The sequence below is a fragment of the Rhodoferax sp. ZS1R8 genome, assembly GCF_056521325.1.
Map to the genome: position 1 here is coordinate 343,468 of NZ_JBWMBA010000002.1, position 14,768 is coordinate 358,235.

Genomic DNA, 14,768 nt, shown 5'->3' on the forward strand with positions numbered 1-14,768 from the left:
CTATGCGCCATACACCGTTGCTTCCCTTGGACCCCACGCCATGCCGCTCCCGTGTCTTACTCTTTGGTGTGCTGTCCTGCGCTGCAATGTGGTCCAGCGGCACTATGGCGCAGCAGCAGACGCCTCCCCCTGCTGCGAAATCGGCTGCTTCCCCCACCTTTGTCATCCGCGGCTTTGACATCACCGGTGACAACCCGCTGGGTGATGGCGAGGTGTCCAGCATATTGGCACCCTACCTGCGCACAGATGCGACGATTGAAACCCTGCAAAAAGCGACTTCCGCGCTGGAGGCCGCGTTGAAGGACAAGGGCTACTCGCTGTACCGGGTAGCATTGCCTCCGCAGGAAGTAGGCAAAACCGTCACACTCAATATCGTGAAATTTGTCATCGGCAAGGTCAGCATCGAAGGCCGCGAGCGCTACAGCGAGGCCAATATCCGCGCCAGCCTGCCGGAACTCAAAGAGGGCACCGCACCTAATTTTCGGACGCTAGCGGTTCAGACGGCTATCGCGAACGAATCGCAGGGTAAGCAACTGCAGGTCGCGGTCAAGGAGTCGGAGGATGCTGACAAGATTGACGTGCGCATCATCGTCAAGGAGTCCAAGCCCTGGAGCTTTTCGATCAGCGAAAGCAATACTGGGTCAAGCGCGACGGGCAATGATCGCCTGACGCTGTCCGGCACGCATTCAAACGTGTTTGACCGCGATCACCAGGTGACGGCGGCGTACACGACCTCGCTAGAGCGCCCAAGAGACGTGCGCCAGTTCGGCTTGAATTACCGCGTGCCGCTGTATCGCTTGGGAGGCGTCGTTGGCCTGAGTTATACGCGCTCCGACGTTGTCGGCAATTTTGGAACCTTCAACAGCACCGGTGCCGGCCAAACCTTCGGCCTGAACTACAACCACTACCTGCCGCCAGATGGCGGCTACCGCAGCTATGTCACCCTGGGCATGGACCAGAAGCAGTTTGATGTGACGCAAATCAATGGGGCAGCGTTTCCAGGTCAGCTCGTTCGGCGCAGCCAGCCTCTCAGCCTGGGCTACAACGCGAGAGTGGAGGCTGATACCCAGGTGTGGGGCTACAACCTCGAGGTGGCCAGCAATCTGCCGGGTGGATCCGGCAACGATGTTGCCTCCTACCAGTCGGAAGACGCGCGCATTGTCACGGCGAGTTGGAAGGTCCTGCGGGGCGGTGGCAACTACCTGACGGGCCTGTTCAACGGCTGGTTGCTCGGCGTGCGCGGGCAGTTTCAGTTCAGCACAGATGCGCTGATCTCTGGGGAGCAATTTGGTCTGGGTGGCGCGTCATCCGTGCGTGGCGTCGGTGAGCGGCCGCTTTCGGGCGACAGCGGCGTGCTGCTCTCAACCGAAATCACTACACGTGAGTTGGCTCCCGGCTTGCGCATGCTGGGGTTTGTGGACGCAGGTTGGCTCAGCAACAAGAATCCCAATGGGAACCCCAAGCCCACATCGGACTCCTTGTCCAGCGCCGGAGTAGGCTTGCGTTACACGCTGCCGTCCATGACCGTATCTGCAGACTTTGGTCGGGTGCTGGGAGGTAGCTCGCTGCCGTATGTGCCCGGTTCCGGCCTGCCGCAAGCCGGCGACCAGAAGTTGCACGTCAACGTGTCTGCCCGGTTTTAATGGCCTTCCATCTCATTTCTTATTTCAGGTAATCCAACAACATGGCTGGTTTGAAAGCAGGCGCTCCGACGCCACAGGCGTTGACGGTACATGGCCAGTCACGGGTGCTGGAAGTGCATTTCTCCGACGGCGCACAGTTTCGCATTCCGTTTGAATTGATGCGGGTGTATTCGCCGTCGGCCGAGGTGCAGGGTCATGGCCCGGGCCAGGAGACTCTGCAGACTGGCAAGCGCGACGTGGAGCTGGAGGCACTGGAGCCGGTAGGAAACTATGCGGTACAGCCCCGTTTTTCGGATGGGCACGACACTGGCATTTTTTCTTGGGACTACCTGTATTTCTTGGGCTCCGAACAGGATCGACTGTGGAACGACTACGCAGAACGCCTCAAAGCCGCTGGCGTCGACCGTGATGCGCCCATGGTGGCAAAATCAGGGCATGCCTGCGCCAGCCATTGAATCCAGATTGCTATAAAAATAGTAGCTGGTTACGCTCTCCCCACGGGGGCTGCAGGCTGTTTTTACCCTGAGTAATAGTATGACAACAACACATTTTGGCTTCAAATCGGTAGACGAGGCGGAGAAAGCCAGCCACGTGCGCGGCGTTTTCGACTCGGTTGCGCCCAAATACGATGTGATGAACGACCTCATGTCCATGGGCTTGCACCGCGCCTGGAAGGCCTACACGGTGATGGTGGCCAATTTGCAGGAAGGCGACAGGGCTCTGGACATAGCAGGCGGCACCGGTGACCTCGCACTGGCCTTCTCCAAGAAGGTGGGAAGCTCCGGCCAGGTTGTGCACACTGACATCAACGAAGCCATGCTCAGCACCGGCCGCAACCGCCTGCTCGACGCCGGCGTGGCGCTGCCCACGCTGGTGTGCGATGCCGAAAAGCTGCCGTTTGCCGACAATTATTTCAACCTCGTCAGCGTGGCCTTTGGCCTGCGCAACATGACGCACAAGGACGTGGCACTGGCCGAGATGCAGCGGGTGCTCAAACCTGGTGGCAAGTTGCTGGTGCTCGAATTCTCCAAGGTCGCCGCACCGCTGGAGAAGGTCTACGACTGGTATTCCTTCAAGGTGCTGCCTAAGCTGGGCAAACTGGTAGCGGGTGACGACGCCAGTTACCAGTACCTGGCCGAGTCCATCCGCATGCACCCCGGGCAAGCCGAACTCAAAGCCATGATGCACAAAGGGGGCTTCGGCCATGTGGATTACCACAACCTCACCGGCGGTGTAGTAGCCTTGCATGTTGGAATCAAGTGTTGATGTTTGCGGGTTTCGCAACTATCCACACGTAACGAGGTCTTTTGGAGTCACTATGAAAATCTGGACTGTCTTACTGGTTGCCGTGCTGACCATGGCCAGCATCAATGCAGAAGCCGCACGGCGCCTGGGTGGCGGCGGGTCGGTTGGCAAACAATCGTCTAATGTCACGCAACGCGATGCAGCGCCAGCCGCGCCCAGCCAGGGCTTTAACAATGCTGCACCCAAACCGAACACGCCTCCAGCCGCCGCTGCGGCCCCGGCCAAGCGCCCCTGGGGCGCCATGCTGGGCGGTTTGGCCGCGGGACTGGGCCTGGCCTGGCTTGCGCATTCGCTGGGCCTGGGCGCCGGCATGGGCGGATTCCTGATGTTTGCACTGCTCGCCGTTGCGCTGTTCGTGGGCATAGGCTGGTTCATGCGCCGCCGCGCCGCATCAGCAGCCCCTCAGGCCGGGCCGTTTGCGTTCCAGGGGGCTGGAACTACCGGCTCGCTGCCGGTGGGCGACGCCAAGCCCTATCGCCCCGAGAACGTTGGCAACGACGCTTCGGCACGGCCCTGGGAACGCAGCAGTATGGCCTTTGAAGCCACTAACCCCACCGGGGGTTCCATGATCGGCTCCGCGCTGAAAGGCTCGCAGAGTTGGGGCATTCCGGCTGGCTTCGACACAGATGGTTTTTTGGCTGCCGCCAAAACCAATTTCGTGACACTGCAGGTGGCCTGGGACAAGTCGGATATACCGGCCCTGCGCGCCATGATGACGGACACGATGCTGCGCGAGATCCAGGCCCAATTGGCGGAGCGTGAAGTGCAGCATGGCTCCAATACCAATCGAACCGATGTGGTGATGCTTGAAGCCCGGCTACTGGGCATAGAGGAGACGAGCGAGGAGTATCTGGCCAGTGTGGAGTTTTCCGGCATGATCCGCGAAGAACCCTCGGCCGGCCCAAGTCCATTCCGCGAGGTCTGGAACATGAGCAAGCCGCTGGACGGCAGCCGTGGCTGGTTGGTGGCGGGCGTACAGGCGCTGCAGTAGTACGTTAGTGGCCGTGGTGTTCGCGGCCACACACCTGATTCAGGGAATAATGGGGACTATGGCAACACAGTCCCCTTTTTCTATGCTGGAGGGTCTCCTCCAGAACTTCAGTCTCCCGTTCGCGCCGCCCGCCTGGGCCATCGACGAGGTGCACCGCCGCATCGTCCTGCTGCTCAACCATGTGCTGATGCAGGAACCTGCGGCCATGGAACGGTTGACGCGGCAAAAAGGCAGTGTTGTGCGCATGCAGTGGCGCGACATGACCTTTGTCGTCACCGTGACGCCGGCCGGTCTGCTGGATGTGGCAGTGCCTGACGCGCAAACGGATCTATCACTGGTCATCACCGAAGCATCCCCGTTCGCCATTGCCCAAAGCCTGATGGCTGGCGACAAGCCTGGCGTTCGCATTGAAGGTGACGTGCAACTGGCTGCTGACGTCAGTTGGCTGATAGACCATGTACGCTGGGATCTGGAAGAAGACCTGGCCCGCATGGTGGGCGACGCGCCGGCACACGGCATGATGCAGGCCGCCAGAGCCATGGCCCAAGCCGTGCAGCAGTTTGCGGGCCAGGGCCGCAAGCGCGATACCGCGGACGGATCCTCTGCATGAGCCGTTTGTACCGCGGCTTCTTCATCGTCTGGGTCGTCTTTCACTACGGGCTTGACGAACTGGTACTGAGTGGTTTTGACAAGCCCTGGGTGCGTCGGCTGTCCCGACTGCTGACGATTGGCCGCAACCTGAACGCACCGCGGGGCCAGCGTCTGCGTCTGGCGCTGGAGCGCCTGGGCCCGATCTTTGTCAAATTCGGCCAGTTGCTGTCGACCCGCCGTGACATCCTGCCGCTGGACATCGCTGATGAATTGGCCCTGCTGCAGGACCGCGTTCCACCTTTCCCGTCCGAGGTGGCGGTGGCCACCGTTGAGCGGGCATTACGCAAACCGCTGAGCGAGCTATTCGTGTCGTTCGAGCACGAACCAGTTGCCAGCGCGTCCATTGCGCAGGTTCACTTCGCTGTGCTGCGGGACCGCCAGGGGATGACGCGGGACGTGGCCGTCAAGGTGCTGCGCCCCGGCATGCTGGTCGCGATCGAGAAAGACCTGCAGTTGATGCGCATGATGGCGGGGTGGGTAGACAGCCTGTCATCGGAAGGCAAGCGCTTGCGACCGCGTGAGGTCGTGGCCGAGTTTGACAAGCACCTGCACGACGAGCTGGACCTGGTGCGCGAAGCGGCCAGTGCAGCCCAATTGCGGCGCAACATGGACAGCTTGCAATTGGTCCTGATCCCCGAAATTTATTGGGATCTGTGCACCACCGAAGTCATGGTCATGGAGCGCATGGTGGGCGTACCCATCAGCCAGGTCGACAAGTTGCGCGAAGCCGGCGTGGACATGTCCAAGCTGGCGCGCGATGGGGTGACGATTTTCTTCACCCAGGTTTTTCGGGACGGGTTTTTCCATGCAGACATGCATCCGGGCAATATCCAGGTCAGTCTGGAACCCAAGACCTTCGGCCGCTACATCTCCTTGGATTTCGGCATCGTTGGCACGCTCACTGAATCCGACAAAAACTACCTCGCGCAAAACTTTACGGCCTTCTTCCGACGCGATTACAAGCGCGTGGCCGAACTGCACATCGAATCAGGCTGGGTGCCCCGCAATACACGCGTCGACGAATTGGAGTCCGGCATCCGCTCTGTATGTGAACCCTACTTTGACCGGCCGCTGAAGGAGATTTCACTGGGCCTCTTGCTGATGCGCCTGTTCCAGATTTCCCGGCGCTTCCAGGTTGAAATCCAGCCGCAACTGGTGCTGCTGCAAAAAACCCTGCTTAATATCGAAGGTTTGGGCCGTGAACTCGACCCCGAGCTGGACCTGTGGGCAACCGCCAAGCCGTTCCTGGAGCAGTGGATGCTGGGCCAAGTCGGCCCGCAAAAGCTGATAGACCAGTTAAAGGCCCAGGCGCCACACTACGCCAAGCTGCTGCCCGAGCTGCCGATGCTGTTGCACAACTACCTGCGTGGCAACCAGTCCGATTCCAACCATGCGCTGGCGGAATTGCTGGTGGAACAACGGCGCACTAACCGGCTTTTGCAGGGGCTGGTGTATGCCGTCATCGGCTTCGCGCTGGGTATGGTGCTGATGCAGTTGGTGATAAGGGTTCGACTGTTTTAGCCAGCAGCCTATAATTGAGGGCTTTGCAACTCGAAGTCCGAGACACCCATCCATGCCAATATACGCCTATAAATGCGAGTCCTGCGGGTTTGCCAAGGACGTATTGCAGAAAATGTCCGATCCGCCGCTGGAGGTCTGCCCCGCGTGCGCCCAAGCTGCATTCAAGAAACAGGTTACCGCAGCCGGCTTCCAATTGAAGGGCTCCGGCTGGTACGCCACCGATTTCAAAGGTGGCGGCACAGCACCTGCTAGCGTGCCCGCGCCAGCGGATGGCGCTGCCGCGGCACCCGCCGCTGAGGCCGCCGCGCCCAAGCCGGACGCAACCCCCACCGCCGGGGCTGCACCGGCCGCTTCCGGTTCCTGATCGTGTCTTCCACCGAGCCGGGGTCTTCTGTGCCATTCAAGAAATACATGCTGACCGGGTTGATGGTCTGGTTGCCGCTGGCCATCACCATCTGGGTGCTGTCTTGGCTGGTCAAATCCCTGGACGGTGTGCTGGGCGGCGTGTTGTTCGGCTTTGCTGCCGTGGCGCCGTCAAGCATGGCTCCTGCGATTGGACGTCTGGGCAATATACCGGGCCTGGGTGTACTGATCGTCGCGGCCTTCATGCTGATAACCGGCGCGCTGGTGTCCAATGTGGCCGGCCGCTGGCTGCTCAAACAGTGGGATGGCCTGTTCACCCGCATACCCATCGTCAAGTCCATTTACAACAGTGTCAAGAAGGTGTCTGACACGCTGTTTTCCAGCAACGGCAACGCATTCCGTACAGCCTTGCTGATCCAGTATCCTCGCGCGGGCAGCTGGACCATTGCGTTCCAGACGGGCACGCCGACCGGTGAAGTCGCCAAGCACCTCGGCGCCGATTTTGTCAGTGTGTATGTACCGACCACGCCCAATCCCACCAGCGGCTTTTTTCTGATACTGCCGCGTGCCGACGTGATCGAGCTGGACATGAGTGTGGATCAGGCACTCACCTATGTGATCTCCATGGGCTCCGTTCCCCCGACTGCGCACGAGCCTGCCAAGGCCATCGTGCCCAAATCCTCTTAGTTTGCGAAACCCGCCGCCTGTTTGGGCGGCGCATTGAAAGATAGTTTTTATGGCCATGCGTTCTCACTATTGCGGTCTGGTGACCGAAGCCCAACTGGGCGAAACCGTTTCCCTGTGCGGCTGGGTCAACCGCCGGCGCGACCACGGTGGCGTGATCTTTGTCGATTTGCGTGACCGTGAAGGCTATGTGCAGGTGGTGTGCGATCCGGACCGCGCTGACATGTTCGCCGTGGCAGAAGGCCTGCGCAACGAGTTTTGCGTGCAGATCAAGGGCCTGGTACGCGCGCGACCCGAAGGCACTATCAATGAAGGTCTCAAGAGCGGCAAGATCGAGGTGCTGTGCCATGAACTCGTGGTGCTCAACCCCTCGGTCACGCCGCCGTTCCAGCTGGACGACGACAATCTGAGTGAAACCACACGTTTGACCCACCGCGTGCTGGACCTGCGCCGCCCTTACATGCAAAACAACCTGATGCTGCGCTACCGCGTGTCGATGGAAGTGCGCAAGTTCCTCGATGCCAATGGTTTTGTGGATATCGAAACACCGATGCTGACCAAGTCCACGCCCGAAGGCGCGCGCGACTACCTGGTGCCCAGCCGCGTGCATGACGGCTACTTCTTCGCGTTGCCCCAATCGCCCCAGCTCTTCAAGCAATTGCTGATGGTGGCTGGCTACGACCGCTACTACCAGATTACCAAATGCTTCCGCGACGAAGATTTGCGCGCCGACCGCCAGCCGGAATTCACGCAGATCGATATCGAAACCTCTTTCCTGAGTGAAGAGGAAATCCGCGACATGTTCCAGGGCATGATCACGACGGTATTCAAGAACACCATCAACGTCGACCTGGGCGAATTCCCAGTCATGACTTACCAGGAAGCCATGCACGTCTACGGCTCCGACAAGCCCGACTTGCGCGTTAAGCTGAAGTTCACCGAAGTCACCGACGTGATGGCCGATGTGGACTTCAAGGTCTTCTCTGGCGCCGCGACGATGAAAAATGGCCGTGTGGTGGCCCTGCGCGTGCCCGGTGGCTCGGTCGAAGGCGGTGGCATCAGCCGTGGCGAGATCGACGCCTACACCGAGTTCGTCAAGATCTACGGCGCCAAGGGCTTGGCATACATCCGTGTCAACGACCTGTCCAAAGGCCGTGAAGGTTTGCAGTCGCCCATCGTCAAAAACATCCACGACACAGCCTTGAACGCCGTGCTGGAGCGCACCGGTGCACAAAACGGCGACCTGATTTTCTTCGGCGCCGACAAGGCCAAGATCGTCAACGACGCGATTGGCGCCTTGCGCATCAAGATCGGCCACAGTGATTTCGGCAAGAAGAACGGTCTGTTCGAAAAGGGCTGGCGCCCGATGTGGGTGGTCGACTTCCCGATGTTCGAATACGACGAGGACGCTGAGCGTTACACCGCCACGCACCACCCGTTCACCGCACCCAAGGATGGCCACGAGGACTGGATGGTCACCGCGCCCGAGAAATGCATCTCCAAGGGTTATGACATGGTGCTCAACGGCTGGGAGATGGGTGGCGGCTCGGTCCGTATCCACCGTGCGGATGTGCAACAGAAGGTGTTTGATGCGCTGAAGATTACACCCGAAGAAGCCCAGCTCAAGTTCGGCTTCCTGCTGGACGCGTTGCAATACGGCGCGCCCCCGCACGGTGGCCTGGCCTTCGGCCTGGACCGTATCGTCACGCTGATGACGGGTGCAGAGTCCATCCGCGACGTGATCGCCTTCCCCAAGACCCAGCGCGCCCAGTGCCTGTTGACCCAGGCTCCAAGCCCTGTTGACGAAAAGCAGTTGCGCGAGTTGCACATCCGCTTGCGCAACCCCGATGCCGTCAAGGCCGATTGATTTTCAGCTTGGTGCACAATGAAAGGGCGCTCTGGTAGCGCCCTTTTTCATGTCCAAAAAATCCTTCAAAATTCCCCAGTCCGTTCTAGTGGTTATCTACACGGCGGCGCTTGACGTCTTGGTGCTGCGTCGCACCGACGGTGATGGGCTGGGTGCGGAATATTGGCAGTCGGTGACCGGCAGCAAGGACCACTTGGACGAAGAATGGCGCCACACCGCCGAGCGCGAAGTCTTTGAGGAAACCGGCATTGTCTGCACACCCCAAGCGCAAACGCAAGCGACCCTTGTCGATTGGCAACTGGAGAATATCTACGATATCTACCCTCGATGGCTGCACCGCTATGCGCCGGGCGTGTCGCGCAACACCGAGCACCTGTTTGGCTTACGGGTGCCTGAGCGCTGCGCCGTGCAGCTGAGCCCGCGCGAGCACACGGCCTACCAGTGGTTGCCCTACCGGCAGGCCGCGGAGTTGTGTTTCTCGCCGTCGAATGCGGAGGCCATACTGCAGCTTCCACGGTTTGCCGCGCAAGCGGTCATGAATGAAGAGGGTGCCCAATGACAATGGTGCGTGTCGCAACTTACAACATCCACAAGGGTGTGCAGGGCATAGGCCCGGCGCGCCGCCTGGAGATCCACAACCTGGGCCATGCCGTCGAACAGCTGGATGCAGACATTGTGTGCCTGCAAGAGGTGCGCAAGCTGCACCGGCGCGAGGCCGAATACTTCACGCATTGGCCCGAGCTGCCGCAGGCCGACTATCTGGCGCCGGAGGGCTATACCGCGGTGTACCGCACCAACGCCCACACCCGCCACGGTGAGCACGGCAATGCGATGCTGGCCCGCTGGCCCGTGGTGTCGCATCAGCATGAAGACATGTCGGACCACCGCTTCGAGCAGCGGGGCTTGTTGCATTCAGAAGTGATGGTCCACGGTGTGGCGGTGCATGTCATCGTCGTGCACCTGGGGTTGATCAAGGCCAGCCGCGTGCGCCAGCTGGCGCAGCTGCAGCAGTACATAGCCCGAGAGATTCCGGCAAACGCCGCCGTTGTGGTGGCGGGTGATTTCAACGACTGGGGCAGCACTGTGCAGCGCCCTATGGGTGCCGCGGGTCTGGTGGCCTTCCACCAGCAAAAAGTCGCAACCTTCCCGTCGCGGCTGCCGGTGGTGCAGTTGGATCATGTATATGCCCGCGGCCTCACACCGATCGGCCTGCATGTGCCGCGCGGCCGGATCTGGGGGCGCATGTCGGACCATTTGCCGCTGATTGCCGAATTCGACCTGCCGGTACCCGACTCCCCGTGAAGCCGTTGCAATTCAAAGAGGGCCACCGCGTTGAGCTGTTGCAAGGCGGCATTGAATTCTTCCCCCGGCTGATCGGCACCATCGACTCGGCCGCGCAAGAGGTGCGGCTGGAAACGTATATCTTCAATTTCGACACGGCTGGCGAGCAGGTGGCCGCAGCCCTGGAGCGCGCCGCCCTACGCGGCGTGCGCGTGTACCTGATGGTGGACGGTGTCGGTACAGCTGTTATCCCGGACGTTTGGGCCAAGCGCTGGACAGAGGCGGGAGTACTGTGGCACCAGTTTTCGCCATTGGGCCGATTGGGTCTGCTGGTGCCCAGCGTGTGGCGCCGCCTGCACCGCAAGCTGTGCGTGGTGGATGCGCTTACCGCTTTTTGCGGTGGCATCAATGTTCTGGACGACTACTTTGACCCGGGCCATGGCGCACAGGAATCGCCGCGTTTCGACTTTGCGGTCATGGTGCGGGGGCCGCTGGTCGCCGACGTCTACCGGGCCATGGGTCAGCTATGGAACCGGCTGCAGATGACCCGCCAACTCCAGCATATGGAATTCAAACATGCACGCAACACGTGGAAACATTCCCGGCGGTCTGAACACTCCGTGGATGTTTCCTCGCATAGCGCGGCACACAGCGCACACGCGGGCGTCAAGGCCGTGCTGGTGCTGCGCGACAACTTGCGCAACCGCAATCGCATCGAGCGTGCCTACCTCAAGGCCATTGCGAGCGCTCGCACCGAGATCGTGATCTCCAATGCCTATTTTCTGCCAGGCGGCAAGCTGCGACGGGCGCTGATACACGCCGCCCAGCGGGGCGTGCGCGTGCGCCTGCTGCTGCAAGGCCGGTATGAATACTTCATGCAGTACCACGGTGCCCGAACGGTGCTGGGTGTGCTGCTGGCAGCAGGCGTCGAGATCCACGAGTATTCGGTTGCTTTTCTGCATGCCAAGGTGGCGGTAGTGGATGGCCATTGGGCGACCGTGGGTTCGTCCAACCTGGACCCATTGAGCATGCTGCTGGCACGCGAGGCCAACATCGTTGTGGACGATGTGGCATTTGCCGAGTCGCTGCGTGCCGCCCTGGTCGCGGCCATGGACGCCGGGGGCGAGCAACTGGATGCCCCGACCTTTGCCCGCCGCCCCTGGCGCCAGCGCCTGTTGGACCGCTTGGCTTTTGGCGTTATGCGGAGTTTGCTCTTCCTGTCGGGTCGACGCTACTAAATTGATAGCTGCTTACGCTTGTTCCACGAGGGCTGCAGGCTAAAAACCCTTTCGGTGAAAGGCTGGTAGTATTCTGGGGATGCTAATGAAATCCCCGACAACCATGAATCCATCCGACACCGACGAGGGAACGCCAGTTTCCGCCAAGATCCGAGAGCGCCTCGTGGCCGCTCGCAAACGCTTCCACGCAAACGACAATATTGCGGAGTTTGTCACCCCCGGAGAACTTGAAAAATTGTTGGATGAGGTGGAAGTCAAGATGCAAGGCGTGCTGGACAGCCTGGTCATTGACACCGTCAACGACCACAACACCGACAACACCGCACGCCGCGTCGCCAAGATGTACCTGAACGAGGTATTTCGCGGCCGCTATGTTGCCTGTCCCAGCATCACTGAATTTCCCAACGTCGGCCATCTCAATGAGCTGATGATCGTCGGCCCTATCACAGTGCGCAGTGCTTGCAGCCACCATTTTTGCCCCGTCATCGGCAAGATCTGGATCGGCATCATGCCCAACGAGCACACCAATGTCATCGGCTTGTCCAAATACGCACGGTTGGCTGAGTGGATCATGGGCCGCCCGCAGATCCAGGAAGAAGCCGTGGTCCAACTGGCCGATCTAATCCAGGAAAAGACCCAACCAGATGGCTTGGCCATCGTCATGGAGGCCAGCCACTACTGCATGGCCTGGCGTGGGGTCAAGGACATGGACAGCAAGATGATCAACTCGGTCATGCGCGGCGTGTTCCTCAAGGATCCCAACTTGCGGCGCGAGTTTTTGTCCTTGATTCCACGGAAAGGATAAGATGAAGCCCCCACGTTCTTCACTTTGTGTAATCACTGCCCCCCATGGGGGACCGGCCACCCTTGGGGCGGCCCTGCGGGAGGTCTGATATGTTGGTACGTTTGTTGTATGCCAGCCGCGCGGTGGACCCAAGTACGGACGCGATTGACAAGATCCTGACCCAGTCCCGCCACTACAACCCCACCTGCGGCATTACCGGCATCTTGTGCTACGGCGGTGGCATTTTTCTGCAGGCCATTGAGGGTGGCCGCATGGCGGTCAGTGAGCTGTATGGCCACATCCAGCGCGACGCGCGCCACAAGGATGTCGTGCTGCTGCACTACGAAGAGATATCGGAACGGCGCTTTGGTGGTTGGACCATGGGCCAGGTCAATATGTCCAAGATCAACACTAACATCCTTCTCAAATATGCCGAGAAGCCTGAGCTGGATCCGTATTCGGTGTCGGGCAAGGTGTCACTCGCCTTGTTGGAAGAGCTGATGGCCACAGCCTCCATCATCGGTCGCGCGTAGTTAAAGCCCCGCCGCTGCGCGGCGCGCTGCCCCCCAGGGGGCTAATTTTTCCTGGGGCGGCCCGGCGAAAAATTGCCCCTACCTTTAACCGCTCGTTGACCGTTTAATGCCCCTCTCTGCTCTGGCGCTGGTCATACTGGCCGGCCTGATCCATGCTTGCTGGAATATTGCTGCCAAGAAGGCCGGCGGCGATGTCCGTTTCTCCTGCTTCGCGTCCCTGGTCATGATGGTGTTCTGGGCCCCCGTGGGCCTGTGGCTGGGCTGGCAACAGGTGCCATCCTGGGGCGTGTTGGAGTGGAGTCTGGTTTGGGGTAGCGGCATTTTGCATACCGTCTATTTCATCATCTTGCTGCGCGGCTACCGCAAGGCCGATTTGACCGTGGTCTATCCGCTAGCGCGCGGCTCCGGGCCGCTGCTGTCGTCAATGGTGGCTATTCTATTTTTGGGCGAGCACATCTCGGTATTGGGACTGGGCGGCATTGTGGCCGTGGTTGTGGGCGTGTTTTTGATTGCCGGTGGGCCGGGTCTGTTTCGCAACACGCACAGCCCAGACCACCGCACGCGCGTGCGCAAGGGCATGCTGTATGGCTTGCTGACCGGTGTCTTCATTGCCAGCTACACCGTGGTCGATGGCTATGCCGTCAAGATGGTGTTCATGTCGCCCATCCTCGTTGACTATTTTGGCAATTTTGTGCGGCTGGCATTCTTGGTACCGGCACTGCTGCGCAAGCCGGATGAGGCACGCCTGCTGTGGCGCGCGCAGTGGAAATACGCCACGGTGGTCGGTGTCATCAGCCCGGTTTCGTATGTGCTGGTTCTATACGCGATGCAGGTGGCACCGCTGAGCCATGTGGCACCGGCCCGAGAGGTCTCCATGCTGTTCGCTGCGTTGATTGGTGGACAGTTGCTGGGTGAGGGCGACCGCATCGCACGCTTTTTCGGTGCTGCCTGCATCGGCGTTGGTGTTATGGCACTGGCGCTGGGCTAAGCCAGGAGACTGCATGCTGCTTGGTTGTGATTTTTCCAGTGCGCCCACGCGTAGCAAGCCCATTGTGCTGGCTTGGGGCAGCCTGCGCGGATCGGTGGTGGTGCTGAGCCGGTTGGAGTATTTGCCGTCGCTCACCGCTTTTGAACAGTGGTTGCAGCAGCCCGGTGGCGCCTGGACCGGAGGCTTTGATTTGCCGTTCGGCTTGCCGCGTGAATTGGTGGTGGCCTTGGGCTGGCCCTTGGAATGGCAGGCCTGCATGCAGCACTATGCAGGCCTGAGCCGCGCCGAGATTCGCGACGCGTTTGCCGCGTTTTGCGATGCGCGGCCGGTGGGTGGCAAATTCGCGCACCGGGCCTGCGACCGACCTGCCGGCTCCAGCCCGTCGATGAAGTGGGTGAACCCGCCCGTAGCCTTCATGTTGCATGCGGGGGTGCCGCGTTTATTGGCGGCGGGTGTTGCGATGCCGGGCTTGCACGTGCCAGCTGCCACCGGTGAGGAACCGGGCGCACGCGTCGCGTTGGAAGCCTATCCCGGCCTGCTGGCGCGCGAGATTTTGGGTAACCGCAGCTACAAGAGTGATGACCGGTCCAAGCAGACCCCGGACCGCTTGATCGCCCGCAAGGACCTGCTGAGCGGGCTGGAGGCGGGCCAGACCCGTCTGGGTATGCGCCTGAAGCTGACGCATGCGCAGCGTGACGCGCTGGTAGACGATGCCAAAGGTGATGCGCTGGATGCTGTGCTCTGCATGGTGCAAGCAGCCTGGGGCGAGCAACGGTTTGCAGAGGGTGACCCGCTATACGGTCTGCCCGCAAATATGGATCCGTTGGAAGGTTGGATTGCCACAGCCTGAACCGACCAGCCCCCCACTTGTCGCTTCGCGTACTGCGCTGACCTACTAGGTGCGCTGCCTCGCTCTGGA

At 60.6% G+C, this 14,768-nt stretch carries 16 protein-coding genes; all 16 read left to right on the forward strand.

Features of this window, described 5'->3' with window-relative positions; translation table 11 throughout:
- Positions 1-2 precede the first annotated feature (2 nt).
- The gene (locus AC097P_RS07665; protein ID WP_479609797.1) at positions 3-1,643 is read left to right on the forward strand and encodes a ShlB/FhaC/HecB family hemolysin secretion/activation protein; all 1,641 of its coding nucleotides are present in this window, start codon (positions 3-5) and stop codon (positions 1,641-1,643) included.
- A gap of 41 nt (positions 1,644-1,684) precedes the next feature.
- Positions 1,685-2,098, forward strand: coding sequence for a gamma-butyrobetaine hydroxylase family protein (locus AC097P_RS07670; protein ID WP_479609798.1), 414 nt, complete (start codon positions 1,685-1,687; stop codon positions 2,096-2,098).
- 79 nt (positions 2,099-2,177) lie between these two features.
- Positions 2,178-2,909, forward strand: coding sequence for a bifunctional demethylmenaquinone methyltransferase/2-methoxy-6-polyprenyl-1,4-benzoquinol methylase UbiE (gene ubiE, locus AC097P_RS07675; RefSeq protein ID WP_479609799.1), 732 nt, complete (start codon positions 2,178-2,180; stop codon positions 2,907-2,909).
- 52 nt (positions 2,910-2,961) lie between these two features.
- Positions 2,962-3,939, forward strand: coding sequence for a Tim44 domain-containing protein (locus tag AC097P_RS07680; protein WP_479609800.1), 978 nt, complete (start codon positions 2,962-2,964; stop codon positions 3,937-3,939).
- 58 nt (positions 3,940-3,997) lie between these two features.
- Positions 3,998-4,549, forward strand: a complete 552-nt coding sequence (locus AC097P_RS07685) for a hypothetical protein (RefSeq protein WP_479609801.1) — start codon at positions 3,998-4,000, stop codon at positions 4,547-4,549.
- A complete protein-coding gene (gene ubiB, locus AC097P_RS07690; RefSeq protein ID WP_479609802.1) occupies positions 4,546-6,111 on the forward strand; it encodes a ubiquinone biosynthesis regulatory protein kinase UbiB in 1,566 nt (521 codons plus the stop codon). The genes AC097P_RS07685 and ubiB overlap by 4 nt, the downstream gene beginning before the upstream one ends.
- Before the next feature lie 52 nt (positions 6,112-6,163).
- Positions 6,164-6,475 (forward strand): FmdB family zinc ribbon protein, encoded by a 312-nt coding sequence (locus AC097P_RS07695; RefSeq protein ID WP_479609803.1) that lies wholly within the window; start codon positions 6,164-6,166, stop codon positions 6,473-6,475.
- A 29-nt stretch (positions 6,476-6,504) separates the two neighbouring features.
- Positions 6,505-7,161: a DUF502 domain-containing protein gene (locus tag AC097P_RS07700; protein WP_479609804.1), complete on the forward strand. Its 657-nt coding sequence runs from the start codon at positions 6,505-6,507 to the stop codon at positions 7,159-7,161.
- Between the two features lie 49 nt (positions 7,162-7,210).
- On the forward strand, positions 7,211-9,025 hold the full coding sequence (gene aspS, locus AC097P_RS07705) for an aspartate--tRNA ligase (protein WP_479609805.1): 1,815 nt from the start codon (positions 7,211-7,213) through the stop codon (positions 9,023-9,025).
- A gap of 49 nt (positions 9,026-9,074) precedes the next feature.
- Positions 9,075-9,584, forward strand: a complete 510-nt coding sequence (gene nudB, locus AC097P_RS07710) for a dihydroneopterin triphosphate diphosphatase (protein ID WP_479609806.1) — start codon at positions 9,075-9,077, stop codon at positions 9,582-9,584.
- On the forward strand, positions 9,581-10,327 hold the full coding sequence (locus tag AC097P_RS07715; protein WP_479609807.1) for an endonuclease/exonuclease/phosphatase family protein: 747 nt from the start codon (positions 9,581-9,583) through the stop codon (positions 10,325-10,327). The genes nudB and AC097P_RS07715 overlap by 4 nt, the downstream gene beginning before the upstream one ends.
- Positions 10,324-11,544 (forward strand): cardiolipin synthase ClsB, encoded by a 1,221-nt coding sequence (clsB, locus tag AC097P_RS07720; RefSeq protein WP_479609808.1) that lies wholly within the window; start codon positions 10,324-10,326, stop codon positions 11,542-11,544. Before AC097P_RS07715 ends, clsB begins: the two co-directional genes overlap by 4 nt.
- Before the next feature lie 79 nt (positions 11,545-11,623).
- A complete protein-coding gene (gene folE, locus AC097P_RS07725; protein WP_479609809.1) occupies positions 11,624-12,349 on the forward strand; it encodes a GTP cyclohydrolase I in 726 nt (241 codons plus the stop codon).
- 89 nt (positions 12,350-12,438) lie between these two features.
- Positions 12,439-12,861, forward strand: coding sequence for a BLUF domain-containing protein (locus AC097P_RS07730; RefSeq protein ID WP_479609810.1), 423 nt, complete (start codon positions 12,439-12,441; stop codon positions 12,859-12,861).
- 106 nt (positions 12,862-12,967) lie between these two features.
- Entirely contained in the window at positions 12,968-13,849 is an 882-nt protein-coding gene (locus tag AC097P_RS07735) for an EamA family transporter (protein WP_479609811.1), read from the forward strand.
- 13 nt (positions 13,850-13,862) lie between these two features.
- A complete protein-coding gene (locus AC097P_RS07740) occupies positions 13,863-14,699 on the forward strand; it encodes a DUF429 domain-containing protein (protein ID WP_479609812.1) in 837 nt (278 codons plus the stop codon).
- The last annotated feature ends 69 nt before the right edge of the window (positions 14,700-14,768 follow it).

Coding starts and splice junctions, on each gene's coding strand:
- ubiE (WP_479609799.1), top strand. CDS start 2,178: ATGACAACAACACATTTTGGCTTCAAATCGGTAGACGAGGCGGAGAAA.
- AC097P_RS07740 (WP_479609812.1), top strand. CDS start 13,863: ATGCTGCTTGGTTGTGATTTTTCCAGTGCGCCCACGCGTAGCAAGCCC.
- aspS (WP_479609805.1), top strand. CDS start 7,211: ATGGCCATGCGTTCTCACTATTGCGGTCTGGTGACCGAAGCCCAACTG.
- nudB (WP_479609806.1), top strand. CDS start 9,075: ATGTCCAAAAAATCCTTCAAAATTCCCCAGTCCGTTCTAGTGGTTATC.
- AC097P_RS07685 (WP_479609801.1), top strand. CDS start 3,998: ATGGCAACACAGTCCCCTTTTTCTATGCTGGAGGGTCTCCTCCAGAAC.
- AC097P_RS07735 (WP_479609811.1), top strand. CDS start 12,968: ATGCCCCTCTCTGCTCTGGCGCTGGTCATACTGGCCGGCCTGATCCAT.
- AC097P_RS07730 (WP_479609810.1), top strand. CDS start 12,439: ATGTTGGTACGTTTGTTGTATGCCAGCCGCGCGGTGGACCCAAGTACG.
- ubiB (WP_479609802.1), top strand. CDS start 4,546: ATGAGCCGTTTGTACCGCGGCTTCTTCATCGTCTGGGTCGTCTTTCAC.
- AC097P_RS07715 (WP_479609807.1), top strand. CDS start 9,581: ATGACAATGGTGCGTGTCGCAACTTACAACATCCACAAGGGTGTGCAG.
- folE (WP_479609809.1), top strand. CDS start 11,624: ATGCTAATGAAATCCCCGACAACCATGAATCCATCCGACACCGACGAG.
- AC097P_RS07695 (WP_479609803.1), top strand. CDS start 6,164: ATGCCAATATACGCCTATAAATGCGAGTCCTGCGGGTTTGCCAAGGAC.
- AC097P_RS07665 (WP_479609797.1), top strand. CDS start 3: ATGCGCCATACACCGTTGCTTCCCTTGGACCCCACGCCATGCCGCTCC.
- AC097P_RS07670 (WP_479609798.1), top strand. CDS start 1,685: ATGGCTGGTTTGAAAGCAGGCGCTCCGACGCCACAGGCGTTGACGGTA.
- AC097P_RS07680 (WP_479609800.1), top strand. CDS start 2,962: ATGAAAATCTGGACTGTCTTACTGGTTGCCGTGCTGACCATGGCCAGC.